The sequence below is a fragment of the Nonomuraea sp. NPDC050786 genome (assembly GCF_040654115.1).
Classification (GTDB): Bacteria; Actinomycetota; Actinomycetes; order Streptosporangiales; family Streptosporangiaceae; genus Nonomuraea.
On sequence record NZ_JBFAHJ010000001.1, the window covers coordinates 90,800 to 114,850 of the forward strand.

At 68.0% G+C, this 24,051-nt stretch carries 25 protein-coding genes; 11 read left to right on the plus strand and 14 right to left on the minus strand.

Going from position 1 to position 24,051, the window contains the following annotated elements; translation table 11 throughout:
* The first annotated feature begins 95 nt into the window (after positions 1-95).
* The 4 genes from AB0H84_RS00515 to AB0H84_RS00530 all read left to right on the plus strand — a co-directional run bounded on the left by AB0H84_RS00515 (position 96) and on the right by AB0H84_RS00530 (position 4,464).
* Complete coding sequence (locus tag AB0H84_RS00515; RefSeq protein ID WP_357595912.1) at positions 96-656, plus strand: hypothetical protein; 561 nt, start codon at positions 96-98, stop codon at positions 654-656.
* Between the two features lies 1 nt (position 657).
* Positions 658-984, plus strand: coding sequence for an FAD-dependent oxidoreductase (locus tag AB0H84_RS00520; protein WP_357595915.1), 327 nt, complete (start codon positions 658-660; stop codon positions 982-984).
* 538 nt (positions 985-1,522) lie between these two features.
* Positions 1,523-2,305: a DUF2637 domain-containing protein gene (locus tag AB0H84_RS00525; protein WP_357595918.1), complete on the plus strand. Its 783-nt coding sequence runs from the start codon at positions 1,523-1,525 to the stop codon at positions 2,303-2,305.
* A complete protein-coding gene (locus tag AB0H84_RS00530; protein WP_357595920.1) occupies positions 2,302-4,464 on the plus strand; it encodes an FtsK/SpoIIIE domain-containing protein in 2,163 nt (720 codons plus the stop codon). Before AB0H84_RS00525 ends, AB0H84_RS00530 begins: the two co-directional genes overlap by 4 nt.
* An 81-nt stretch (positions 4,465-4,545) precedes the next feature.
* On the opposite strand, the gene AB0H84_RS00535 is transcribed toward AB0H84_RS00530, so the two are convergent.
* Together AB0H84_RS00535 and AB0H84_RS00540 are read right to left on the minus strand one after the other, a co-directional pair.
* Entirely contained in the window at positions 4,546-5,373 is an 828-nt protein-coding gene (locus AB0H84_RS00535; protein WP_357595923.1) for a WbqC family protein, read from the minus strand.
* Complete coding sequence (locus tag AB0H84_RS00540; RefSeq protein WP_357595927.1) at positions 5,315-7,102, minus strand: YdcF family protein; 1,788 nt, start codon at positions 7,100-7,102, stop codon at positions 5,315-5,317. The genes AB0H84_RS00535 and AB0H84_RS00540 overlap by 59 nt, the downstream gene beginning before the upstream one ends.
* Before the next feature lie 157 nt (positions 7,103-7,259).
* Here AB0H84_RS00540 and AB0H84_RS00545 point away from each other — a divergent pair, with 157 nt between their 5' ends.
* The 7 genes from AB0H84_RS00545 (at position 7,260) to AB0H84_RS00575 (ending at position 14,700) form a co-directional block, all read left to right on the plus strand.
* Positions 7,260-7,694: a recombinase family protein gene (locus AB0H84_RS00545; protein WP_357595931.1), complete on the plus strand. Its 435-nt coding sequence runs from the start codon at positions 7,260-7,262 to the stop codon at positions 7,692-7,694.
* Between the two features lie 212 nt (positions 7,695-7,906).
* The gene (locus tag AB0H84_RS00550) at positions 7,907-8,230 is read left to right on the plus strand and encodes a hypothetical protein (protein ID WP_357595933.1); all 324 of its coding nucleotides are present in this window, start codon (positions 7,907-7,909) and stop codon (positions 8,228-8,230) included.
* Between the two features lie 130 nt (positions 8,231-8,360).
* Complete coding sequence (locus AB0H84_RS00555) at positions 8,361-8,591, plus strand: hypothetical protein (RefSeq protein ID WP_357595936.1); 231 nt, start codon at positions 8,361-8,363, stop codon at positions 8,589-8,591.
* Positions 8,588-8,926, plus strand: coding sequence for a hypothetical protein (locus tag AB0H84_RS00560; RefSeq protein WP_357595938.1), 339 nt, complete (start codon positions 8,588-8,590; stop codon positions 8,924-8,926). Before AB0H84_RS00555 ends, AB0H84_RS00560 begins: the two co-directional genes overlap by 4 nt.
* A 22-nt stretch (positions 8,927-8,948) precedes the next feature.
* The gene (locus tag AB0H84_RS00565; RefSeq protein WP_357595941.1) at positions 8,949-10,067 is read left to right on the plus strand and encodes a radical SAM protein; all 1,119 of its coding nucleotides are present in this window, start codon (positions 8,949-8,951) and stop codon (positions 10,065-10,067) included.
* Between the two features lie 203 nt (positions 10,068-10,270).
* Complete coding sequence (locus tag AB0H84_RS00570) at positions 10,271-11,083, plus strand: hypothetical protein (protein WP_357595943.1); 813 nt, start codon at positions 10,271-10,273, stop codon at positions 11,081-11,083.
* A gap of 302 nt (positions 11,084-11,385) precedes the next feature.
* On the plus strand, positions 11,386-14,700 hold the full coding sequence (locus AB0H84_RS00575; RefSeq protein WP_357595946.1) for a type ISP restriction/modification enzyme: 3,315 nt from the start codon (positions 11,386-11,388) through the stop codon (positions 14,698-14,700).
* Positions 14,701-14,917: 217 nt separating this feature from the next.
* Here the strand turns inward: AB0H84_RS00575 and AB0H84_RS00580 are convergent, their stop codons facing one another.
* The 12 genes from AB0H84_RS00580 to AB0H84_RS00635 form a co-directional block, all read right to left on the minus strand.
* Positions 14,918-15,196, minus strand: coding sequence for a hypothetical protein (locus AB0H84_RS00580; RefSeq protein WP_357595949.1), 279 nt, complete (start codon positions 15,194-15,196; stop codon positions 14,918-14,920).
* A 22-nt stretch (positions 15,197-15,218) separates the two neighbouring features.
* The gene (locus AB0H84_RS00585; protein ID WP_357595952.1) at positions 15,219-15,953 is read right to left on the minus strand and encodes a site-specific DNA-methyltransferase; all 735 of its coding nucleotides are present in this window, start codon (positions 15,951-15,953) and stop codon (positions 15,219-15,221) included.
* Positions 15,954-16,067: 114 nt separating this feature from the next.
* A complete protein-coding gene (locus AB0H84_RS00590; protein WP_357595955.1) occupies positions 16,068-16,511 on the minus strand; it encodes a hypothetical protein in 444 nt (147 codons plus the stop codon).
* Positions 16,508-17,308, minus strand: a complete 801-nt coding sequence (locus tag AB0H84_RS00595) for an N-acetylmuramoyl-L-alanine amidase (protein ID WP_357595958.1) — start codon at positions 17,306-17,308, stop codon at positions 16,508-16,510. Before AB0H84_RS00595 ends, AB0H84_RS00590 begins: the two co-directional genes overlap by 4 nt.
* 42 nt (positions 17,309-17,350) lie before the next feature.
* Positions 17,351-17,671 (minus strand): hypothetical protein, encoded by a 321-nt coding sequence (locus AB0H84_RS00600; protein WP_357595960.1) that lies wholly within the window; start codon positions 17,669-17,671, stop codon positions 17,351-17,353.
* Positions 17,672-17,698: 27 nt separating this feature from the next.
* Positions 17,699-18,190, minus strand: a complete 492-nt coding sequence (locus AB0H84_RS00605; RefSeq protein ID WP_357595963.1) for a hypothetical protein — start codon at positions 18,188-18,190, stop codon at positions 17,699-17,701.
* Positions 18,191-18,200: 10 nt separating this feature from the next.
* A complete protein-coding gene (locus AB0H84_RS00610) occupies positions 18,201-20,063 on the minus strand; it encodes a hypothetical protein (RefSeq protein ID WP_357595965.1) in 1,863 nt (620 codons plus the stop codon).
* Positions 20,063-21,604: a hypothetical protein gene (locus AB0H84_RS00615; RefSeq protein ID WP_357595968.1), complete on the minus strand. Its 1,542-nt coding sequence runs from the start codon at positions 21,602-21,604 to the stop codon at positions 20,063-20,065. Before AB0H84_RS00615 ends, AB0H84_RS00610 begins: the two co-directional genes overlap by 1 nt.
* A gap of 135 nt (positions 21,605-21,739) precedes the next feature.
* Entirely contained in the window at positions 21,740-22,192 is a 453-nt protein-coding gene (locus AB0H84_RS00620; RefSeq protein ID WP_357595971.1) for a hypothetical protein, read from the minus strand.
* Between the two features lie 5 nt (positions 22,193-22,197).
* Positions 22,198-22,692 (minus strand): hypothetical protein, encoded by a 495-nt coding sequence (locus tag AB0H84_RS00625; protein WP_357595974.1) that lies wholly within the window; start codon positions 22,690-22,692, stop codon positions 22,198-22,200.
* Positions 22,692-23,108 carry a hypothetical protein gene (locus tag AB0H84_RS00630; protein ID WP_357595977.1) on the minus strand — a complete coding sequence of 139 codons (417 nt, stop codon included), beginning with the start codon at positions 23,106-23,108 and terminating at the stop codon, positions 22,692-22,694. The genes AB0H84_RS00625 and AB0H84_RS00630 overlap by 1 nt, the downstream gene beginning before the upstream one ends.
* 181 nt (positions 23,109-23,289) lie before the next feature.
* A complete protein-coding gene (locus tag AB0H84_RS00635) occupies positions 23,290-24,051 on the minus strand; it encodes a hypothetical protein (RefSeq protein WP_357595979.1) in 762 nt (253 codons plus the stop codon).

Consider the following 24,051-nt stretch of genomic DNA (forward strand, 5'->3'; position numbering starts at 1 on the left):
GCGACCACAGCCGACAGCAGCGCCCGTGCGCCGGGAGTGCCTTCCCGGAACGAGCGAGGCGATCTCCTAGTCACTCGAGCTCTGAAAGGATCATCATGAACTCCATTGCTGCTTCGCCCGGCATTTCCGGGACCGCGTCCGCGCTGCGGCGGCTGTACTTCGTCCGGTTCGCGTTCGCCATCGTCTGGGCCCTCGCGATGTTCACGACCGCCGCGAACCTGGGTCCGCTCGCGGTCATTCTGCTCGTGCTCTACCCGCTGTTCGACGTGGCCGCCGCCATCATCGACGCCCGCGCGTCGCGCACCACCGGATCACCTGCCCTGCTGTACGTGAACATCGCGGTCAGCCTGATCACCGCCATCGGCGTGGCCATCGCCTGCGCGTCCGGCATCCCGGCGGTGCTGCGCGTGTGGGGCGCTTGGGCGGTCGTGGCCGGGTTGGTCCAGCTGATCGTGGGGGTCACCCGCCGCAAGATGGGCGGCCAGTGGCCGATGATCATCAGCGGCGGCATCTCCGTCCTCGCCGGTGCGTCGTTCATCCTCGGCGCCTCCGCGGCCAACCCGACGCTGATCAACGCGGCCGGCTACGCCATCCCCGGCGGCATCTTCTTCCTCATCTCGGCCTTCCGCCTCGGCCGCGCCGCGAAGGGAAACTGACATGGACCGCAACACTTACGACGTCGTCGTCATCGGGGCCGGCCCGGTCGGGGAGAACGTCGCCGACCGGGTGATGCGGGGCGGGCCCAGTGCCGCCATCGTCGAGCGCGAGCTCGTCGGTGGGGAATGCTCCTACTGGGCCTGCATGCCGACCAAGGCATTGCTGCGCAGCGCGGCGGCGTTGCGGGCCGCGCGTCAGACGCCGGGAGCGCGCGAGGCGGTGACCGGCAGTCTCGACGCGGCCGCGGTGCTGGACCGCCGGGATTCCTTCGCCTCGCATTGGAAGGATGACGGTCAGGTTGAAGGTCGGAAAGCAGAAGGCCCCTGACGGCGTAATGCCTGCTCAGGGGCCTTTCGCTTGCAGAGCCGACGAGGGGAATCGAACCCCTGACCTTCTGTTTACAAGTCGCGGGCAGGGGGTTTACCCAGGTTCGACCGGGTTCGTCCAGCCTGCTCACGACCCTTATGGGTCTCTGCCGAACTGGAGTGAATTTCCGCCCGCTGCTACAGCCGTTGCTACAGCGGGACCACGTCCGACCAGCGCCGTTGCACGTTCGAGAGGACCTCCGGACTTGAGCAACGACGACCCCGCGGGCTCACTTCTGAAACCCCTTAGTGCCTTGTCGGCCTGATAGGCGCAATGCCTCGTACGGCCCGATCCCGTCCACGAAGACGGCGGTCTTGGGCCGGTGTGTCACCACCGGCCCAAGACCTGAATCCACTCCCCTGCCCTACACAGGAGAAGGACCTTGCAGAACCTTATGCGCGCTGACGCGCGCCCTTCTACGCCCCGCACTGCCTCGGCCGACGAGCCGCCGGCTCGCCTGCGGCCTGGCCGCCTGGCCCGTTTTCTCGCTGCCCTGTTCTTGCGTCGGCGCAAGTCCGTCGTGCCGGTCGTCGAGGTGGCCGGGGAGAACGGCACGGCGCGGCTCGGTGACCGCGTCATCCTCGGCATCGCCGTGGCCGTGCTCCTGGGCGTCGCCGCCGCCGCGGCGTACGTCAGTTACCACCACTTCTACGCGCTCGCGATCGACCTCGGAGAGCGGCACGACATGGCCGTGCTCTACCCGGCGATGAGCGACGGTGTGATCGTGATGGCCTCGCTCGTCATGGTCTACTGCTCGCGCCGGAAGCTGCACGTGCCGGTCCTGGCCTGGGTGGCGCTGGCTGGCGGCGGTGTGGTGACGCTGATCGCCAACGTGGCCAACGGGTGGGGCGGCGGCACGGGATCGCGCCTGCTCAGCGCCCTTGCGCCGGTGGCGTTCGTGGGCGCGTACGAGCTGCTGATGTGGCTCGTACGCACCAGCCGCAAGGCCGCCGACAAGGTCATGGTTGCCCCTGCCGATGACCACGTGTGCCACCCCGTGGAGCCGGTTACTGTATCCGTGCCGGTACTGCCGGTGGACCGGTTCGAGGCGGCACGGCTCACCTACGAAGAGAGCCTTCAGCCGGGCAACAAGCGGGTCGGTCGCCGGGCGCTGGCGAACCGGTGGGGCATCGAGATCCGCGAGGCGGAGGAGATCATCGCCGACGTGGATCGGGAGCGGTCGCCGTCCGCCATGCCCACCGTCTCGGGGACGGCGGACCTCGAGACCGCCGTTGCGGCGGTGAACGGGTCGCGCCCGACCGACACGGAGGCGCGGGCGTGACCGCTGAGAACACGGGAGACGGTGTGGTGGTCCCCTTCCGGGCGGCCACCGCGCCCAACACGTCCGCTCCGCAGGAGCAGCCCGCGCCCGTCCAGGATGACGAGGTCCTGGAGGGTGAGGTCGTCCTGGTCGACCAGCCGCACGTACCGGAGCCGGTGGATTACCTCGCCGAGTTGGCTGCGCGCCGCCAGGAGCGGGCGCCGCTCGTGCCGGTGTGGCTGAAGTCGCGGGCGGATGCCTTGCAGGTGCTCAAGTGGCAGGTCGAGCACACCGGCTATGTGTTCGCCTACCACGCGCTGCGCGCCCCGAAGTACGCGGGCAACCTCGCCGTCCGGTCCCCGGCCGGAGCATGGAAGCTGCTCGTCGGCCTGGTCCGCTGGTGGTTCGACCTAGAGGGCCGCCCGGTGCGTCGAGCTGCGGTCACCAAGGAGCGGGCCGCGGAGTACCTGGCGCTGTCGCGGCAGCGGGACGCCCGGGTCCGTGCCCGTTCGTGGACTGTCCTGGTCGCCGCGTTCACGCTCGTGCTCACCTCCATCCTGGTCGCGGTGGCTGCGCCGAGCTGGGCGCAGTGGGTAATCCTCAGCGTGCTCGTCGCCCTCGCGGGTGTGGTCGGGGCGCCGGCCGACCGGCCGTTGCTCGATCGGGCGGTCATCCCGGCCAGGGTGCAGAAGCTCACCAGCGACGTCGTGGTGCGCGGGCTCGGCGCCGTGGGCATCTCGGAACTGACGAAGGCCGCGGCGAGGAAGGATGGGATCGCGTTTGTAGCCCCGATCCAGCGGGACTGTCCGGGCTGGCGCGCGGAGGTTGACCTGCCGTACGGCGTCACCGTGGCGGACGTGATGGAGCGGCGCGACAAGCTCGCCTCCGGCCTGCGGCGTGCCCTGGGCTGCGTATGGCCGGAGCCGGTGTCGGAGGAGCACCCCGGCCGCCTGGTGCTGTGGGTCGGCGACGTCGAGATGCGCAAGGCCAAGCAGCCCGCCTGGCCACTGGCCAAGTCGGGGCGGGCGAACCTGTTCGAGCCGATCCCGTACGGCAACGACCAGCGCGGGCGGCCGGTGTCGATCCTGCTCATGTTCGCCAACGTGCTCATCGGCTCCATGCCGCGCTACGGCAAGACGTTCGCGCTGCGGGTGCTGCTGCTGGCCTGCGCGCTCGATCCGCTGGCCGAGCTGCGGCTGTTCGAGCTGAAGGGCACCGGCGACCTGTCGGCGCTGGAGAAGGTGGCTCACCACTATGCCAAGGGCGCCACCGACACAGCCAAGGCCGCCTGCGTCGCCTCGCTGGCCGAGGTGTACGCCGAGCTGGACCGGCGCGCGGAGGTCATCGATGGCCTGCCGCGCCACCAGGCGCCGGAGTTCAAGGTCACGCCCGAGCTGGCCGCGCGGCGCGACCTCGGGCTGCACCCGATGGTGGTCGCGATCGACGAGTGCCAGGAACTGTTCGCCGACGACGAGTACGGTGAGGAGGCCGCCAAGTACGCCACCGCGATTATCAAGCGCGGCCCCGCCCTTGGGATCATCCTCATCCTGGCCACCCAGCGGCCGGACAAGGACAGCCTGCCCAAGGCCATCAGTGCGAACGCGGGCATCCGGATCTGCCTGCGAGTGATGGGCTGGCAGGAGAACGACATGATCCTCGGCACCGGCACGCACCAGGCCGGGATCAAGGCCACCATGTTCACCTTGCACGACAAGGGCATCTCCTGGGCAGTCGGCATCGCCGAGGACCCGATCATCGTCCGATCCGCCTATCTCGACGGACCAACCTCCGAGCGGATCGCCGATCGCGCCTACAAGCTCCGTGTACAGGAGGGGACGCTGTCCGGTCAGGCCGCCGGCCAGGCCGGGCCCGCGGTCGTCAGTCACGATCTGCTCGCCGACATCCTGGCCGTCACCAGCGCCAAGGAGGAGAAGCTATGGAACAGCGTGGTCGTAGACCGGCTGGTCGAGTTGCGGCCGGACGCCTACGGCCAGTGGGCGGATCTGGAGGACGACGTCAAGACGGCGACCTTGACCGCCCGTTTGAAGGAGTACGGCGTCAAGACGGACGACACCTGGGGGCGCACGTCAGCCGGTAAGGGAGCCAACCGGAAGGGCTTCACCCGCGCCCACGTGGCCGACGCCTGGTCGAAGAGGAGGGCGATGAAGGGCTCGCACTAGCGGCTCGCCGTACTGACGGCTGTCCCGAGGCAACGTTTCTCGGAGCAGCCAGGAGGGGTCGCTAGAGCGCTAGAACCCAGGTCAGAGCCTGCCTAGCTCGCTAGCGGCCCCGCTAGACCTCGCGGGATCACCCGCTAGAACGCGCGCCCTCAGCGCTGCCAGTTTCCGCCGCAGGACCAGCGGCCCGGCGAGCATCAGGGCGTGTACGGCGCTCACCTCACGCGCGGACGCCCAAATCTCCGACGTGGGGGTCTGGAAGGGGAGGACCTTGATCGAATGGACCCGGAACGCGGCCGGGTCCAGGTACCGCATGCCTCCGGTCCCGCACAGGTAGGTAGTTGCGCCGGTCAGCCACGCGAGGTCGGCGAGCCTCTGTGACCGTTCCCCTCGTGCGAGCAGATCACTGCTATGGAGGATGCGTCCCGGCCACCCAACCTCCTCCAGTAGCAGGCGCGTGGACAGCTCCGTCACGTCCGCCAGCCGATCCGTTCTCTCGAACCCGGCAAGCACGGGTTCAAGCCGCCGCTTGAACGCCGGCCAGTAAGCGCTGTGCCGGTAGTGGTCGGCGAGGAGCTGCGCGACGCGGCGTCGGCAACGGGCAGGGTCGGCCAGGCGTGCCCCCCGGATGGCGGTGGCGCGGCCGTGCGGCAGATGGGTGGCGATGGAGAGCCACCGCGGCTGCCCCGAGCCGTCGAGCGAGGCCAGGCGCGTGCGGTGCTGATAGTCGCGCCGGGCGAACTGCACGTCGTCCAGGACGATCCAGTAGTCGGCGGTGAACAGCTTGGCCAAGGTCGCGAGCCGGGGGAAGAGGTTGGGCTGGTGGATCGCGCACACCTCGCCGTACGGCAGGTCAGGACGTAAGAAGCCTGCTGTCGAATCCGGCGCGGAGAAGAGCCTGATAGGCGTCATGGACCTCTCCTGGGACGGGCTGCTCGATGGCGTAGCCGAGCTTGGGATACTCGATCACGCGCTGGAGATCGCCGACGAGCATGTCAATGACCAACTTCGGATCGCCGATCGAGCTGACGTAGTCGTCCAGCTCCAGCGGCTCGGAGGCGCACACCACGTCGACCTCTGGCCACACCTTCCGGGCCGTGGCGTAGGCCCGGCGCTCCATGTACGGCTTGGAGATCAACAGCACCGAACCGGGCTGGACCCCGGCCTCTACCAGCACTTCCCGCGACCGGCTGATGTTCTGCCCGGTGTTGGTGGCGTTCGGCTCCAGCAGGATCGCCTCATCAGGCACGCCAAGTTCCAGCGCGTGTTCCCGGTAATGAACGGCCTCGCCGCGAGGGAAGCGCGCCGCCGTGGTGGTGCTGGTGGCACCGGAGAAAACGATCAGCGGGAACCAACCGGCGCGGTACAGCTCGACAGCCACACGCGCGACCCCCAGATCGTGGCTGCCCAGGCCGATGGCCACATCACATCGGCGCAGGTCGTGATGCATCTGGTGGTAGTCCCAGATGGTACGGGCGTGCCGCCACTGCTCGTCGGTGATGACCCGCTGCTGCTTGACGCTCACTCGGCTACTCCCTGATCGCCGTGGCAGAGGAAGACGGATCTCCCCCTGATAGGTCCGCTGGATGCCCTCGATGCTGCGCAGTTGGTGCGCAAGCCCATGCTGTGCGGCCTCTCGCGCGGCACGGTCGAGGATCACCAGCCCATCATCCACGGTGTCCCGGTCAGAAAGCAGGATGTGCCCGTAAGCCGTCTCCAGCCGTACCCGTTGCATGGGCACGTCGGTGACGGCGGTGGCGCGGGCGAGGTCGATCAGGCGTAGCGCCTCGGTCAGGTTCCCGGCGCCACGGTGGGCCAGGGCGAGTTTCTGGTGTGCGACGGACCAGTCCTCGGGCTCGCCGATGTTCTCGAACTCGCGGATGGCTGTCCTCATCAGGCGGGCGGCGTAGTCGTTCTTGCCGTTCTTGCTCAGTGCGGTCCCGACCCACAGCCGGGCTCGCGCCCGGTCGCGTGGTGAGAGCCGGCCGTCGACGGCCAGCGTCTCGTACTCCTCTGCGGCGGCGTCCAACTGGCCCGACATCTCGGCGACCACAGCCAGTGATAGGTCGAGCTGCGCGATGCGGCGAGGGATGTCGAGCTGGGCGTACATGGAGCGGGCGTTGAGATAGGAGCGGCGCGCGGACAGTGGGCCAGCGACCGCGCCCTGGTCGCGCTGGAGGTCTCCGAGCAACGTCGTCGACCGTGCGAACAGGTACAGGCCCTTTTCGTCCAGCGCGTGCGGATCGTAGAGGGTGAGCCACCGGTTCAGCAGGTCTGCGGCGTAGCTGAAGCTCTGGCGACTGAGCGCGACCACGGCCCGGTCGAGATCATCGGTCCAGGTCTCATAGTCCCAGGCTCGTGGTCCCACCCGTGTGACTCGAAGCCCCTGGTCCGCATCCTGGCCAAGCTCCAGAAGCAGGGTCTCGAACCGCAGGTGGGTAGCTGAGTCGGCGCGAGCGAGCGCGGTGTCGAGGATTGCCTGAGTATCCGGGCGTGGCCGCGTGGCGACGCCAAGGTGGTCCCACTTCGCCACGGTGCGGGGAGCCACGCCGAGGTGCTGGGCGAACACGCGCACGCTCATCCGCAGGGCAAGACGCAGCGCGTGGGCTTCAAGGCCAGTCCACTCATGCACGGTCGTCACGGCGCTGCTCCCTTCCACGGCCATGGAAGCACGGAGAAGTGCCGAGAGCCCACGGAAGTGCAACGGAAGTGCGACAGCAGTTCGTATGCAGCCATGCCACGGCTGGCCATGCTCGAAGAGCGGGTCACCAGCCCCAGCCACGGTAAGGACGGCTACCTTGTGGACACTCACGGAACAACATCAAGTGGATGGTCCAATCGTCTACGGCTACCTACGGCTGCACCGCTCGACACCCGAGCGGCAAGCCGCTCTCACGGTGACGCTGGCCCAGTACTGCGACCAGCACGAATTGCAGCTCTGCGGCATCTTCACCGACCGAGGGGGCAAGTCGGCGGACGATCCAGCGTTCGCCGGGCTGCTGGACGTGCTTCTCTTGTCCGGCGCGTACGGAGTGGTCCTGCCGACTGCTCACCATCTGGGCGGGAAGCACATCGCCACCCGGCGGCGCGAACAGATAGACGCGGTTGGGGCGCGCCTGCTGTTCGTCCGGGGCACCTTTCGCACGACCGCCTCATCCGCCGGCCGTTCGGTCATGGCGCTGACCGGTGCCGTTCCTCGTGGACGGTCCGAGTCGGCACGTCGGAGTCCATGAGGACTGACACCTCTATCGCACCGAACTGATGAGCGTGGCGTGGCAGCCGTTGGTCACGGAGCAGCGTATCCACGCGCGCTGCAACTGCCACGCCCAGTGCGGACGGCCCGGTGTCGCCTTCCCCGCCGTACCGCACTCCGGGCGCAGGTCGGGCACCCCGCTGCCCAGCCCGGCCTGCGCCCCTAAACCACTGTTCCGCTGTGGAGAACCCAATGATCTTGGTCAACGAGAACGACACCACCGCCGACGCGATGGGAAAGAACTACGCCGAGAGCCTGCAACAGCGTCTGCCCGACTGGTGGGTGATGTACTCCCTCCGCGATCGTGGCCTCGTTGCGTTCTACGCGGGCCACTGTGCGCCCGGCGGCATCTGGGTCGCGGCGGAGTATCCGGATGAACTGCTGCGCCGCATGTCCGATGCCGTCCAAGCGCAATGGCGGTCGCAGGCCGCCTACGGCTTACTCGGCCGCCCGCCCGTTCCCAGGGGATCGGACAGCTCTGCTGATCAGACGGCGGCATGTCGAGACGAGGCATAACGCCGCCATCAGCGCCAGACAGTAACGCCCCGGGCCGGGAGGCCAACCCTCTCACCCGGGCCCAACCAAACGCGGCGGTCCTTTTCGGCCCTACCCGCAGGTCCAGCCGTCGCACCGCTGGAAGTGATCCATGTCGTACATCTGGGAACCGCACACGCCGCGAGGGCTCCGGTGCGTCGCTGAAGCCTCCTGCTGCGAGGCGTTCATTCTCTGTTTCGAGAGTGCCGAGTTCTATGTGCTACGCCGCACCGAGGACGGGAAAGAAGAGGAAACCGTCCGCGGCACCTACGAACAGGCGCTGGCGGCGTGGCAGAACCTTGACAGCCACCACCAGCGCGAGACACACCAGGTGGCGTCGTGAATCCACTGCTGGCCGCCTTCCTCGCGGTCTCGATCGTCCACGCACTGGGGCTCATCGCGACCATGGAAGCCTTGGAACGGCTCACCCAGCGCGACCCCGAGCAGATGTGCCAGGCGTGCCGCGACCGGCTCACCATTCACCAGGAGCGCGAGGAGGCGTGGCGCGACGAGTGCGGCCCCGTAGGGCCGGACCTGATGCTCCAGCACGACGCCGCGTTCTGGTGCTTCACGCCCCTGATCGTCGTGCTACGGCGGGCCAGGCAGTTACCGAACCTTCCCCGGTGCGCCGGCCCGTCCTGCGCCGCCCATAACCGGTACAGCCCCACCGTCACCTGACCACCACGATCGGAGCACCCCCATGCACAACCTCATCGTGAGCCCGTATCTCGACGGCGAACACCTGGTGCTCGCCCCAGGCCGCGGCGGTGGACTGAGACTCTCCGCGAGCAAGTACATCGAACTCGCCCAGGCCGACATGCCGCCCGCATGGTTCGCCGACGCGGTCACCACCCTGTGGGGGCCGGCCATGTCCCTGGAGCCGTTCCGGGAGCGCGTGCTGGTGCGGCCCGTCACCGGCTACGACTACGTGCGGGCGACGTACGAGCTCAACCTCGGTTGCAACTACGACTGCGAGCACTGCTACCTCGGCGTCAAGGAGTTCAAGGGCATGCCCTGGGACCAGCGGGAGAAGATGCTGTACATCCTGCGAGACGTCGGCGTGCTGTGGCTGCAGCTCACCGGCGGCGAACCCACGATCGACAAGCTGTTCCTCGAAACGTACGGCCTGGCCTACGAGATGGGCATGATGCTGTCCATCCTGTCCAACGGGTCCAAGCTGCACGAGCCGAAGGTGCTGGACCTGCTCACCTCGCGCCGCCCGCACGAAATCACCGTCAGCGTGTACGGCGCGACCGAGGCCAGCTACGACGGGCTGACGCGCCGGCCAGGCAGCTTCCGGAAGTTCCGCAAGGGCATCACTGCCGCCGTCGAGGCCAGGCTATCGCTCAAGTTCTCGCTGATCGTCACCAACCACAGCGCGGCCGAGGTGGCGCAGATGGAGCGCCTCGCGGACGGATGGGGCGTCCCGTACGTGACGTTCGTCAACATGTCGCCGACCATCTACGGCGGCGCCGAAACGCTGCCGTCGCAGTCGGTCGAGCACCTGCGCAAGCGCAGCGTCTTCACCGGCTGCAACGCTGGTCACACCTTCTTCCACGTCGATCCGCACGGCGTCGCGTCCATCTGCAAGATCGGGCGCGAGCCGAACGTCCGCCTGGTCGAGGAGGGCGCCGAAGGGCTGGCCCGCCTCGGGCAGATCGCTGACTCCCTCCTCTTGCGGCAGGGCGGCTGTACAGGCTGCACCCTGCAGGGCACGTGCGGCACGTGCATGCCGCTCGTGCAGCTCTACCGCAAGGCGAAATCGCCGCTGGCGAACTACTGCCAGCACCGAGAGCGAGAGGAGGTGAACGCCCCATGACAGCCCTTGCTATCGACCTCATTCCGCGGCCTGCGCCTCAGCCCGAGGTCGAGGTTATCGCGGACCTGGAGACGCTCCTGGCTCCGCAGAAGTGCTCGTGCTCATCCAGCGACGATCAGCCCTACTAGGAAGAAGACGCGCAGGTGAGGGCCGCCCTACGAGTATCGTGGGGCGGCTCCCCCTCGTGCGAGACGGAGGAACGCATGCCGGTTGCACGCACAGACTGGAACGATCTGCCCGCCGAGACGAGAGCCAGGGTGGAGGAGCACACCGGCCCCATCCGGCAAGCAGCGACCATGACGGAAGGGCTCAACTCCGCCGTGGCGGCGCTCCTCACGACGGACACCGGCGAAGTGTTCGTCAAGGGCCTGCGCCGCGCCTTCCCGCGGCGGTGGACGCAGGACATGGAATGGGTGATCGGCCCGTACGTGGCCGAGGTCTCCCCCCGGACGCTGTGGCGGGTCGAGGATGACGAGTGGGACCTGATCGGGTTCGAGGCCGTGGACGGCCGGCACGCCCGCTTCGATCCCGGCTCGCCTGACGTGGCCCTGGTGACCGACGTCATGTACCTGCTCGGGCGTACCCCCTGCCCGAACCTGCCGCTGAAGACGGCCGAGAGCCGCTGGAAGCCATACATGGATGACCCGGACGACCTCCGATGGCTGGCCGGGGATCGGCTCCTGCACACCGACTACAACCCCCTCAACGTCCTCATCGCAGACGGGCGGGCCCTGCTGATCGACTGGGCATGGCCCACCAGGGGCGCCGGATGGATCGACCCGGCGTGCCTGATCCTGCGGCTGATGCTGGGCGGCCACACCGCCGAGGAGGCCGACAAGGTATGCACGGACCTGCCCGCGTGGCGCGAGGCCCCGGCCGAAGGGGTGAACGCCTTCGCTCAGGCGAGCTTGACCATGTGGCGGGAGATCTCCCAAGCGGACAGCGCCCCGTGGAAGTCGGCTATGGGCGAGGCAGCTGAGGAATGGCTACAGCATCGGATCCGCACCAGCGCGTAAAGGAGCCAGCCCATCACAGATAGGGCTACGGGCGGTGACAACCAGCTGCCGAAAGCGCTCGGTGAACTTATAGACACGCAGGTCAGACGACGCCAAACATCTCCAAGTACGTCGGGGTCCTTTACTCGATGGTGAAGCCGGTTACGCGATGTGAACACCAGTGCGGCAACCCCAGCTCGACCTTCACCGCACTGTGATCATTTGGGGTTTCCCCACAAAGCCAATCATGTGACACTAACGGCCTAGGAATACCTATATGAGCAGCGCAGCCCGCGTACGCACTGACATGTAAATGGGTGGAAATGACCTCGACTTACCCCCCGCCGTCGTTGCTCGACAAAATGGCTAAGGCGGTCTCTCGTTTCGGCAGCACCGTTACCGCGAAACTCCGTGGTGACGGCCAGCCCGAGGACCAGCTTCGTGCGCCGCTTGAGCGGCTCTTCAAGGAAGACGTCGCTGCAGCCATGGGCGTCTCTGTTGAGATGTTCGGCGAGACGTCGCTGGCCACGCTCGGGGTACGACCGGACTACGGCGTGGACGTCGCTGGTGCTCGCGTGGGGTATATCGAGCTCAAGGCACCAGGGCGGGGAGTACCCACTACATGGACACCCAATAAGCACGAGAAGAACCAGTGGGAGAAGCTCCGCCTACTGCCCAATGTGCTCTACACAGACGGTTGCCAGTGGGCGCTGTACCGTGACGGTGAGCTGATCGGACAGGTTGCCCGGCTGGACGGCGACATCCGCAAGGCGGGTGCCAAGCTCGCCCCTGCTGACGGCGAATTCTCCCGGATCGTGACCGACTTCCTTCTGTGGAAGCCCACGCCTCCCCGTAACGTCCGCCAGCTTGTCCGTGCCGTGGCCGGCCTGTGCAAGCTGCTGCGCACGGAGGTCCTCGAGTCCATTGACCGCGAGCACCGCGGGGAGGAGAAGACTAAGTTCTTCACCGAGTTAGCCACCGACTGGCGCAAGCTGCTGTTCCCGGGCCTGACTCATGAAGAGTTCGCCGACTCCTACGCCCAGACGGTCACCTTCGCCCTACTGCTGGCCCGCGTCGACGGCATCGCTTTCGAGACCCGCTCACTCAGCCAGATCGCCTCCCAGCTAGGCAAGAACCACTCCCTGATGGGCAAAGCGCTGGCCGTCCTCACCCACGACACCGTGGACGGGCGCAGCATCGTGGTGGAGACTCTCAAACGAGTCATCGGGGCCGTCGACTGGGACAAGATCAGCGACGGGTCCACCGACTCCTACCTCCACCTGTACGAGCATTTCCTTGAGGTGTACGACTCCGAGCTTCGCAAGCAGAGCGGCTCGTACTACACCCCCAACGAGGTCGTCTCGTTCATGGTCCGCTTCACCGACGACATCCTCCGCGCACGGCTCGGGCGCGAGGGCGGCTTCGCCTCCGACGACGTGGTGGTGGTCGACCCTGCGATGGGCACCGGAACTTACCTGCTGAACATCATCAGAAGCGTCGCCAAGACGGTGGAGGAGGAAGAAGGGCCGGGCGCGGTTCCCGCTCAACTCAAAAAGCTGTTCGGTCGCCTCATTGGACTAGAACGGCAGGCAGGGCCATTCGCCGTGGCCGAGCTGCGGCTCAACCAGGCGCTCAAGGCCGAGCATAGTGCCGAGATTGCTGAGAAGGATCAGAAGCTCTACGTCGCCGACACCCTCGATAACCCCTTCGAGAACACCCAGCTCGACATCGGGTCGATGTACGAACCCATCGTGCGTTCGCGTCGGGAGGCCAACAAGGTCAAGCGGGAAACCCCTGTCCAGGTCGTGATCGGTAACCCACCGTACCGTGAACGTGCCAAGGGCATGGGCGGGTGGATTGAGCAGGGCGCAGGCAAGAACTCGGTTCATGGCACGCCCCTTCGGGACTTCAAGGCCGAGGGCCTCGGCCGCTACGAGTACGTGCTGTCCAACCTGTACGTGTACTTCTGGCGCTGGGCCACGTGGAAGGTCTTCGACGCTCACCCCGAACACCCCGCAGGCATCGTTGCCTTCATTACGATCTCGAACTACACCCACGGCGCCGGTTTCGCGGGAATGCGCGAATATCTTCGCCGCACCGCTGACGAAGGCTGGATCATCGACGTGTCCCCCGAGGGCCACCAGCCCGACGTGCCCACCCGTGTGTTCTCTGGGGTGCAGCAGCCCTTGTGCATCGGGATCTTCGCCCGCTACGGCGAGAGCGACCGGGAGACGCCGGCACGAATCCATCACCTGAGCGTGTCGGGGCACCGTACCCAGAAGTTCGCTCAGCTCGCTGAGCTCACCATCGACGGTCTGGCGTGGGCTGAGTGCGCGACCGGCTGGCAGGACCGCTTCCAGCCTCCAGGAGGAGCTGACTGGCTTAGCCATCCAACGCTAGGCGACCTGATGCCCTGGCAAGCACCCGGTCTCATGCCCAATCGAACCTGGGTCTATGACCCTGATCCTGCTGTGCTTCGGTCCCGATGGGAGAGGCTAGTGAAGGCACCTGCCGACAACAAAGTGTCTCTGTTCAAGGAGAGCGCTTCTCGCAAGGTGGACAGCGTAGTCCAACCCGTCCCCGGTCTCGCCGTACACCATGGAATCATCCGCAACGAGAGCGGCCCGTGCCCTGAGCCAGTACGAGTTGCCTATCGGTCCTTCGACCGGCAATGGGTGATTCCTGATGCCCGCGTTCATCATCGTCCGAGCCCAAGCCTTTGGCAGGTCGCAAGCGCGTCCCAAGTATTTACTATCGAACAGCACGCCCAGCCGCTCGGCGTAGGCCCAGGCTTGGTTTTCGCATCCTTTGTACCCGACATGAACCACTTTCAGGGCAGCGCGGGTGGACGGGTGCTCCCGCTCTACCGGGATGGCGCCGCCGGGTCGGCCAACCTCGCCCCCGGCCTGCTCCGCCTGCTCACCGACCGGCTCGGCCAAACTGTCACCGCCGCCGACATGCTCGCTTACATCGCTGCCGCGACCGCCCACAGCGGCTACACGAGCCGCTTCCGCGAGGACCTGCGCACCCCCGGCGTTCGGATACCGCTCACCGCCGACCCCGAACTGTGGGAGAAGGCCATAAGACTCGGCAGGCGCGTGCTTTGGCTGCACACCTACGGCGAGCGTTTCGCCGACCCAGCCGAGGACCGTCCAGCGGGTCCGCCCAGGCCCCCTGCTGCCCAGCGAGCCAAGGTTCTGGTGGCCATCCCGGGTACTGCCGACGACATGCCAGACGACATCTCGTATGACCCGGAGACGGCCACCCTCCACGTAGGCGTCGGGCAGATCGCTCCGGTCCGGCCCGAGGTGTGGGCCTACGAGGTGTCTGGGCTGAAGGTCATCAAGAAGTGGTTCGGCTACCGCAAGAAGAATCCGACCGGGCGGAAGTCGTCGCCCCTCGACGACATCAACACCGAGGAGTGGACGGCGGAGTTCACCACCGAGCTCCTCCAGCTGCTTCACGTCCTGACCTTGTGCGTCGAGTTGGAGCCGGATCAGGCCGACCTACTTGAGCGGATCTGTAACAGCCCTCTCGTCACCGTGGCCGACCTGGAGCAGGCGAATGTGTTCCCGGTCCCCGCCAGCGCACGCAAGCCGCCTGCCGCTGAATCCCCCGAGGCGCCTACCCTGCTGTGATCCTGTCCACGCTCTCGGCCGCCGCTTCGTCCTCCGGGCGGCAGCGGAACACTGGCACGAGCCCTCATCCGTCTACGGCCGGGCTCACTCGGACACGCGGCGGTACTTCGAACGGAGATTCCCCGCACGAAGGCGAGGGGATACCGACGAGCGCTAGAAACTGCACGATATGAGGAAGATGCCCCGCCTCTAGATGAAGCGGGGCATCCCTCGCTCTCTACAGCTCTCGCCCGGCATGCACGCCCGGGTGGGAGCTCTCCTTGTACGTGGGGGCCGTGGTAGAGCCGAGGAGCACGCCGAGCAGCGGCCAGCGCTGTTCAAGCGCTCGCACCAGGCCGTAGTAGATGCCCGTGCCGAACATGACCGCGCCCATGCTTATCTGCTCGGCGGTCAGACCCTCGATGATGATGCCATGCAGGGTGAGCCAGCCGAGCACGCCGCCGACGACAGACGGCACGACGGTACGCCAGAGCGACAAGATCCACTGATGGAACATGGGTCTCCTTGAATAGGGGTGGCTAGGACGTGGGTTGGGCCAGGGCCTCGGCGAGGCGTTGCCGGGCGACCGCGGCGTAGTGCTTGGTCAGCTCCACGCCGATGAAGGAACGGCCTTCGGCGAGGGCAGCCACTCCAGTCGAGCCGGAGCCGGTGAACGGGTCCAGGACGGTCCCACCGGGTGGGCAGATGCGGACCAGCTCGCGCAGCACGTCGACCGGCTTCTGGGTGATGTGGACGCGGCCGGTGCCCCGTGGCTGAGAGCCCTTCACGAGTCCGGGCAGGTAGACGGGCTCGGCGTGCCGGTGCGGCTGGCCGTTGCTGCCCCACAGGATGTACTCGCACTCCCGGCGAAAACCGTCGCGCTGTGGCCGGCTGATGGGCTTGTGCCACGGGACGATGCCGCGCCAGGTCCACCCCGCAGCCTGGAGGGCGTCGGAGGTGGCGGGCAGTTGCCGGAAGTCGGTGAAGATCAGGGCTGACGCACCGAGCTTGGCGGCTCGCAGGCACTCCAGGAGCACGAGCGTGAGCCAGTACGTGTAGGAGCGCTGGTCGCGGTTGTCTCCCGGAAAGTCGGCGAGCTGGTGGCCGACGTCGCCGGAGACGTACTTGCCGCGGGCTGTCTGCTGGCCCCGTTCGGCGTTGGTTCGGCCGCCGCTGTTGTACGGCGGGTCTGCCAGCACCATGTCGACGGAGGCGGTCTGGATGGTGGGTAGGACGGCGAGCGCGTCGCCGTCGTGGATGGTCCAGGTGGACAAGATGGGTTCTCCCCTGGCCGCATGCACCCGATGGTGAGCGGGTCGATAGGGCGGGGGATGGATATGGGAGATGCCGGGCCTCGGCTATCCCCCGATGAGTCGAGGCCCGGACGATCAGGACGTCGGAGTGACGCAGGCAAGGGTGCCCGTGGTCGCCTGCCAGGAGCAGGTCCACGGGCCGTTGCCGGTGAAGGTGATGTTGAACGGGGCGCCGTCGAAGCCGCGGCCCTGGAGTGAGGCCAGGTAGTCGTTGACGGTCTTGGTCTTGTTTGGCTGCTTGCCGTCCTTGTCGGTGTAGTCCCGCCACACCTCGTAGGCTGACGCGCCCCGGGCGCCCTTGGCCGCGGTTGTGGCCAGCGGGATCTTGACCTCGTTCTTCCGGCACTTGCCGTACTGGGACTTCGCGCTGTTCTTGGCCTCCAGGAGGCGCAGGTAGCCGCCGTTGGTCTTGTTCGCGCACACGCCGACGATCGTGGGCGTGGCCGAAGCGACCGCATAAGCGACACCGCCGCCACCGATCAGCAGGATCGTGGCGGCGGCTGTATAGAGCACCTTCATACCTTCTCCCTCGGGTTGCTCGGCTCCCACATCCACGTGAGGAGCCACGTTTCGGCGTTGACCACGCCTGTGGCGGGGACGCCGACCGTGCGCTGGACCTTCTCGCAAGCCCGCCGCGAGGCCGGGCCGTACCAGCCGTCGACCGTCAGCTCGGGGACAAACCGGCGGGCGCCGGCCTGCCAGGTGCGCACGTCTTCGCCAGTCATCAAAGGCATGGCGAGGCGCAGCGCCCGGCCGGGGAAGTCGGGCACGCCCTGGCGGCTGGGAAGCGGCTTCGGCTCGGCGGGCTGCTTGCCGTTCATCAGGGCGGACACGTCGCGGCGGAACGCGGCCATGTCGAGCGAGTGCGGGTCAGGCTTGCCGCGCTGGACCTCCTTGTGCCCCTTGACCCTGCTCGCGGGCAGGCCGAACGCCTCGCACAGCGCGGCGCACAGCCGCTTGTAGGCGTCGAGCTGCGCCTTGGGCCACGGGGTGCGGCCGTCGTTTTCGGCCTCGATCCCGATGGCGCTGGAGTTGTCGTGCTGGACGCTGGTTGACGGCGAGTTGTGCCAGCATCGCCCGGCCGCCACGACGAACACGCGGCCGTCCTTGCGGAGCCAGAAATGCGAGAGCGGCCCGTCCAAGCCGGGCCGCCCGTCTCTGACCACGTGCAGGTCATCCCACCCTGCGGTGTGGTGGGCCACGATCCCTTGCACCTCGGGCTGGGGACCGTGGCCCCGGGTTTTCCACCCGGGAACCTCCGTCACTTGGAGGTCTGCGCGTCGCGCCACGTCGGCGAGTTCTCCGAGAAATCGCATTTATTCCAATTAGCCCTTCTGCTTTTAAGAAAAGAGGCGCATTTATTCCGCTTTGTCTTTCTGCGTGTGCTCCAGCAGATGGGCCTCAAAGTGCACTTCGACCCGCTTCACGGTGGCGGCCACGCCGTCGACGGCGTCGCGCAGGCTGGACCCGTGGTTGGGGTGGAGCTCCGCCTCGATCGCGTGCAGGCGCTCCATGACGCCCGGCCTGGCGTCGACGCCAGGCCAGGCGGGCTCGCCGAATAGGTCGTCGGTGAAGTTGCCCCAGCGCTTGAGCGCGGCCAGCGCCTTCCAGACGACCGCGCCGCCCCCGGCGAGGATGCCGAGTGCGACGCAGATGTCGAGCGCGAGAATGCCGGTCATCGTTCGTCCCATGTGGTGATGGCCAGATCAGGCGGAAGTCTCGTAGAACCCGCTGGCGGTGATAGTCCGGCCGACCGTCGACCCGCCCCAGGTGTACGGAACGGTCCTGCTGATCCCGGCGTCGCTCGGGGTGGTGAACCACATGTCGGTCCCGGACTGGGACACGCCAAGCGGGAGCTGGTTGCCGTTGGGGCTCGTGCATCGCGCGGGAGCGGCCTGGTCACCGACGATGGGCATCCCTGGCGGGAAACCGAAGAACCAGATCCCCGCGTCCGTTGGGACAGGGGTTGTCGACCCCCACACGAACCGGAAAGCCCAGAACAGCAGCTTGCCGATCTTCTTGTACTTGCCGGCCAGGGTGCCGTTCCCGATGGTGGCGGCCACAGCGCCCGCCCTCCACGCCGGCGTGTACGCCGTCCACGGGGCGTAGAGGTCGGCGAACTGGCCGTAGACCTGGCTGTCCCAGAACGGCTTGTCGACGAAGAAGCCCGCGGCCGGGCTCACAAGCGGGTCGGGCACTGATGTCTCCTCAGTACGAGAGCTTGGTGTTGACGCCGAGTTCGCTCGCGCCGGGCACGCCGAGTTGCCACACGCGCGACACACTGGCCGGCGACGTGTGGAACGTGATCGCGTGGTGGTTGTAGCCGATCGTCTCGGCGTAGCCCTCGACGTGGACCTGCGTGGACGATTCCGGCGACCCTGCGGGCAGGCCGGTCAGTGTCACCACGTCGGAGATGTCGAGCGCGAGCACGTCGGCGTAGTCGGCCAGAGTGTTGGCCACGACGGTGAAGCGGTTGACCCTCGGCGGCGGGTCGGCGCCGTTGCTGACCTGCCATTGGGCATTGAGCAGCGCGTCCTTGTCGCTGGACCACGGCAAGGTCTGGCCGCCTGCGTACGTGCCGTATTCGGCGATGCTGGCGGCGTCCTTCCACCGCTGCGCGGCGCCGCTCGCACGGCTGTTGCTAACGTCGTTGACCATGTACTGGTCGTCGTCGGACCAGAGCAGGTCATGCTCGCGCAGCTCGGCGAGGCTGGCCGAGGGCGGCAGGTTGAAGCGGTGGTTGCGGCACTCGAACACCACCGTGCCGTCGTCGCGCGCCGTGTAGACCAGCCCGGCCTCCACGCTGGCCACGTCGGCGAGCGTCCCCACGGGCGCCTTACCGCGGGCGGCCTGAGCGTTGATGATGGTCGAGCTGGAGCCGAGCACGGTCCCGGCGATGCCGCCGACGCGGCAAACCCGCTCAAACCTCGCGGCCGTGGTCTCGGGGTTCCCGGCCTGCCAGACGTTGGTCCAGTCCGGCATGGTGGCGCGCCTTGCGTACCAGAAGTGAGCCATGGTGCCGCCGAACAGGCTGCCCGGCGTGGCCGGCCCGTCGAAGCTGGGACCGGCACCCACGAACACCCAGTTGTACGCGGGCATCTCGATCCATGGGCCGAAGGTGCTGTCCGGCGTGAAGGTTGCGGACAGCAGCGCGCCGTTGTCCACCTGGACGGTAACGCCCCCACCCGGCGTAACTTGGACCGCCACGAAATGCGTGTGGCCATCGGCCACGTCGACCGTAGGGAACGTGCTCGAGATTGTGGCGCTCCGGTTGTTGCTGGCCGCCACGATGATGTGGCCCGTCGTCGGGTCAGTCTTGACCACGACGGCCGTACTGTTGCCACCCCACAGCGCCAGGAACGCCCGGCCCTTGACGGTCGTGTTGACCCACACGGCCATCACCACCGCCTCGGTTAGCGTCATGTCTCGTGGGATGGCCAGGTACACGCCGTCGTTGGCCGTCGACGGCTCGAACACCACGGCGGGCAACTCGTCAGTGCCCGGCCCGGTGCCTTGGCCGAACTTGACCTGACCGGCCCCGGTGCCGTAGATGAACTGGCGTAGCGGCGTGTCGCCGTTGCCGGACGTGTCACCCGCCGACGTGGCCCCCGCGGGCTCGCCGAGCGTGTAGTACGCATCCGGCCCGACCGCCAGCATCTCCTCCTCCAGGAGGCTGCGCATGGTCGCCGTACGGCCCAACCGCTTGAGCGGGTCGGTCGCGGTGACCTGCGACAGGCTGATCGCGCCGCCGCCCTCCCACGTCACCGGCCACTCGTTGACGTGGCCGAAGAACCGCGTCGACTCGCCGCCCGCGTGAACGACTCGGCACCTGATCGGGCGGCCCTTCTTCACATTCGGGTAGTACGGCGAGGCCGCGTTCCCAGGCGTGAACCGGCCGTCCGTGTTGTTCAGGGTCAGCGACATGATCCCGGGCCTGATCTCGGTCTGCTCGTCGCCCCGGCCGCGCGTGATGCGGACGGTCTGCTCTACGCGCACGTACGGGGTGATGTTCGTCCAGGTGCCGTTGCCTGCGAAGTCGACTTCGACGACGGGCGCGAACTCGGCGGCCATCAGAAGCTCAGCTCCACGCGCCCGCTGTCACGGGCGTACTTCTTGAGCACCCTCTCGACCTCCCTGGCGACGCCGATGGGGTCGAGTGCCCCTGTGATTTGGAAGATGTAGGTGTTGCCCCCGCCGCGGCCCAGCGGGGTCACCTGCGCGCCGCGCGGCAGGCTGACCAGTTCGGGACCGGCCTCGCCGACGACGGCCAGGCCCGCGCCGACGATGTTGCCGCCCCTGGCCAGGTAGGGGATTTGCGGCACGCCGACCGTGAACCCGCCGAAGGTGCCGACGTATGGGATGTCGACGCGCGGCAGCGTGAACGACAGGCTGTTCCAGCCCCGGATGATCCAGTTGATAGCGGCCTTGAAGCCGTTCACGATGCCGTCCCACATGCCCGACGCGGCAGCCGAGATCCGCCCCGGCAGGCCGGTCACCATGTTGACCAGCCCGTTCCACCAGCCGACGATCGCGCCGACGATCACGCCCGTGTCGCGCTCGACGGTGAGCCAGGCCCCGGTGAACAGGGAGGCCGTCGACTGCGCCGCGCCGGCCACCTGGTTGAGGATGGGCACGAGCCAGTCGACGAGGATGCGCACGAGCGCGGTCACGGCCTGGACGGCGATGGTCAAGATCGGTGCCCATAGCTCGATCTGGCTGCCGACCAGGCGTAGCAGCGGGGGCAGCAAGGGCAGCACGGCGGCGACGAGTTCGCCGAGCGTGAGCAGGAGGGGGCCCAGTTGTGCGACGGCGTCGCCCACGATCGGCCCGAGTTGCGCGAGCACCGGGCGCAGCGCGGTTGACAGCTGGAGGACCAGGGAGCCGACGAGCCCGAGCAGGGGCCCGATCACGGGCGCGCCGAGTTCGATCAAGCCGGACAGCAGCGGCCCGAGCGCGGAGACGAGCAGTCCCACGTTATAGAACAGTTGTTCGAGCTGGGGCGCGAACCGGCCCGCCGTCTCGGCGACCATGAGCAGGGTCGACGACAGCGCGGCCAGAACGGGTTGCAGGCCGCGCCCCAGGGAGACGACCAGCGGCGCCACGGCGGCGGATATGGGGGCGATCACGCCTATCAAGGGCCGGAGCCCGGTCATCACGGACGACGCGAAGGACAAAAGCGCAGGTCCGAGCACCGAGAACGCCTGGTAGAGCGCGGCTCCGAGCGGCAGGAGGAGGGTCCGCGCCTGCGCCGCTATGCCCGTAAGAACGGGTATCAGTGGCGCCGTGGCGGCCTGCAGGACGGCCTTGCCCTCGGCCGCCACCTGGCCGAACGCGGCCTTGACCTGCTCGGAGGAGGCGGCCACGGCGACGCCCAGGCCCAGGATGCCGAGCCCGAGCCCGGCCATGCCGACCGTCAGGCCCGCGAACACCCCGGCGCCGACGACGCCGAGCACGCCCATCACGGCCGACAACGCGCCGATGCTCGACACGGCCCGGCCCGCGCCGGCCTGGATCGCCGAGTGGAGCTCCTGCGTCGCCTGCGCGTCACCCCGGAGGACCTGGCCCAGGTTGGACCTGGCCAGGATCGAGAACAGCAGGGAAGTGTCGCCCACGGGTTCACCTCCCCTGCCGCCGTGCCGCCTCTTCGGCGGCCTGGTTGTGCTTGTCGATGTAGGCGACCGCCTGGAGCAGCTCGTCAGCGGTCAGCAGCTCGCGTTGCTCCCACGGGCGGATGTTCAGGACTTCGGCTATCGCGAAGGCGTAGCGCTCGCGTAGCTCGGCGAGGGGGCTTTTCCCTCGGACTCGTCGGGGACCTCGGCGAGGCCGTCGCGCTCCAGCGCGTCCGTGATGGCCAGGCCGAGCGCGGTCATCACCTGCGCCCGCTGCTCGGCGGGCAGCTTGGCCTTGGCGGCGCGGTCGCGCATCGCGGTCAGCTCGTTCAGGGAGTGCTGCACGACCAGCTCCCCGGCCATGAAGTCGGGCACGTCCTCCCAGCGCAGGCCGTAGTGCCGGATCGTCAGCAGGTGCCACAGCAGCACGCGACGGGCGCGGATGCTGCCCGACTGGACGGCGGCCAGCCACGCCTCCCACGACTCGCCGGCCCGCCGCTCGATCATCTCGGCTTTGCTCGCGGGCACCTTGCGCGGGTCGAACTCCCACCGCTGCTCGTCGCCGTCCTCGGGCTTGTAGATGACAATCACGCTGGTCAACCTCTCTTGGCGTTGGCCGCGAGGCGCGCGGCGGTGTCGTTCATGGCCTCGACGACGGCCGCGCGGAACTCCTCCCGGCGTTCGCGCAGCGGGTCGTCGAAGTAGTGCGGTTTGCCGAACTGGACGACCCACGTGTCCCGCCCGAACACCTGGCGCCGCCAGCCCTTCGGGGAGTTGAGCCGCTTGGGCGCGTTGGCGAAGCCGCGCACGGCTGGGGTCTTGCGGGCGCGGACGCGGACACCGGCCGCGAACCCGGACAGCTTGACCTGGGTCGTGATCTTGCGGGCGGCGGCACGGCGTAGCGATTCGCCGCCCGTGCGCAGGCCGCCCGACGCCATGGACAGCAGGCCGCTTTTGATCTCGGCGACGGCGGGCGCGAGCGGCTTCTTGAGCGACCGGATCAGGTCGCGCCGCAGCTCCTTGCCGTCCTCCTCCTTACGCAGCGCCTTGCCGAGCGCGACCAGCGATTCCGCGTCGGCCCGGATTTCCACTACGCCGTGGCGCGCGTGATCGCGCCGGACGTCGGCCAGGTCACCTCGACCTCGGCGACGTCACCCACGCTGCCGCCGACCGGCTTCCACGACTTGATCAGTACCGTCCCGGTGTACTTCGGGTTGGATGCGCCCACGGCCGCGTTGTCCGCGCGGACCTCGAACGTCTGCGGACTCCGCGTCAGGAACAGCGGCCACAAGAGCGCGTCCAACTCCGCGGGGGCGTAATCCTGCTTGAAGCCCGCGGCGAGCGAGCCGGACGCCAGGCCGCCCGTGACTTCCTTCCACCCGTTCGACGCGAACGTCGTGACGTCCTTGTCCTCGATCTCCGCGACCAGCTCGACCTTGGATGTGCGGTCGGAGAGGTCGTTGCCTGCGATGGACAGGAACGAGGCGAGCAGCACCATCTTGGCCACGGTCGGCCCTCCTTAAAAGCAAGATCATTAAAGGTGCGACCTTCGGCCGCGCGTCTTCCGGAACCGCACGCCCGCCGTAGCTTGCGCGCGGCCGTACGCGGCCGTACGCGCATGCTGTGACGTGGCCTAACGCCCGTACCGGCCGCGCCCGTACGCCCGTCAACGGCGCGTACGGGGCGGCCTACGCCACGCCGAACGCGGCCAAGAAAAGGAACTCGGGCGCGGTCCCGGTGACCGTCCAGGCCACCCGCCACCAGGTATCCGTCACCGGCCCGGCCACCTGCACGAGCTGGCCGCGCCCGGCCGCCGCGCTGGCCGCCGAGAACGTCGCCCGCGTCGTCGGGGTGGCGAACGTGTTGTCGGAGTCCGACTCGACGCGGACCGTGATCGACGGCGAGGCCGTACCGGTCACCGATAGGACGTGCACGGCGGCGTAGAGGCGCTGCGACGCGCTGAGCGGCCCGCGGTTGCTTCCCGGCCCAGCGCCTGCCGTCGAGCGCGGAACGCCCGGAGCGTGCACCACGACGCCCCGCAGGAGCGGCCCGGAGGAGGCCGCCTTGGCTTCCCAGGGCGCGACTTGCCCGACCTCGCCGCCGAGCTTGTAGGAGCTGCGCTGGGCGGCAGTGAACCACGCCAGGCTCCCGACGTCGGCCGACTCCGGGCAGGCCGTCCACGGGTGCGCTTGCCTGCCAACCAGCCCATCCCACGACGCCGGGTCGACCGGCATGACGGCCGCCGCGGCGTCGACCCCGGCCTCCCACTGGCCGGCCGCATCGATGCCCGTACTGAACAGACCACCGAGCAGCGTCCGCCACCCGGCGTCACCGAACGCCGTGGTCGGCCGTTGCTCGAGTTCGCACGACAGCATGACCTGGTTGTTCACGCTCGTCAGGTCGACCGGCCCGGCGAACAGGCGGCAGTCACGCAACACGAAACCGGCCAT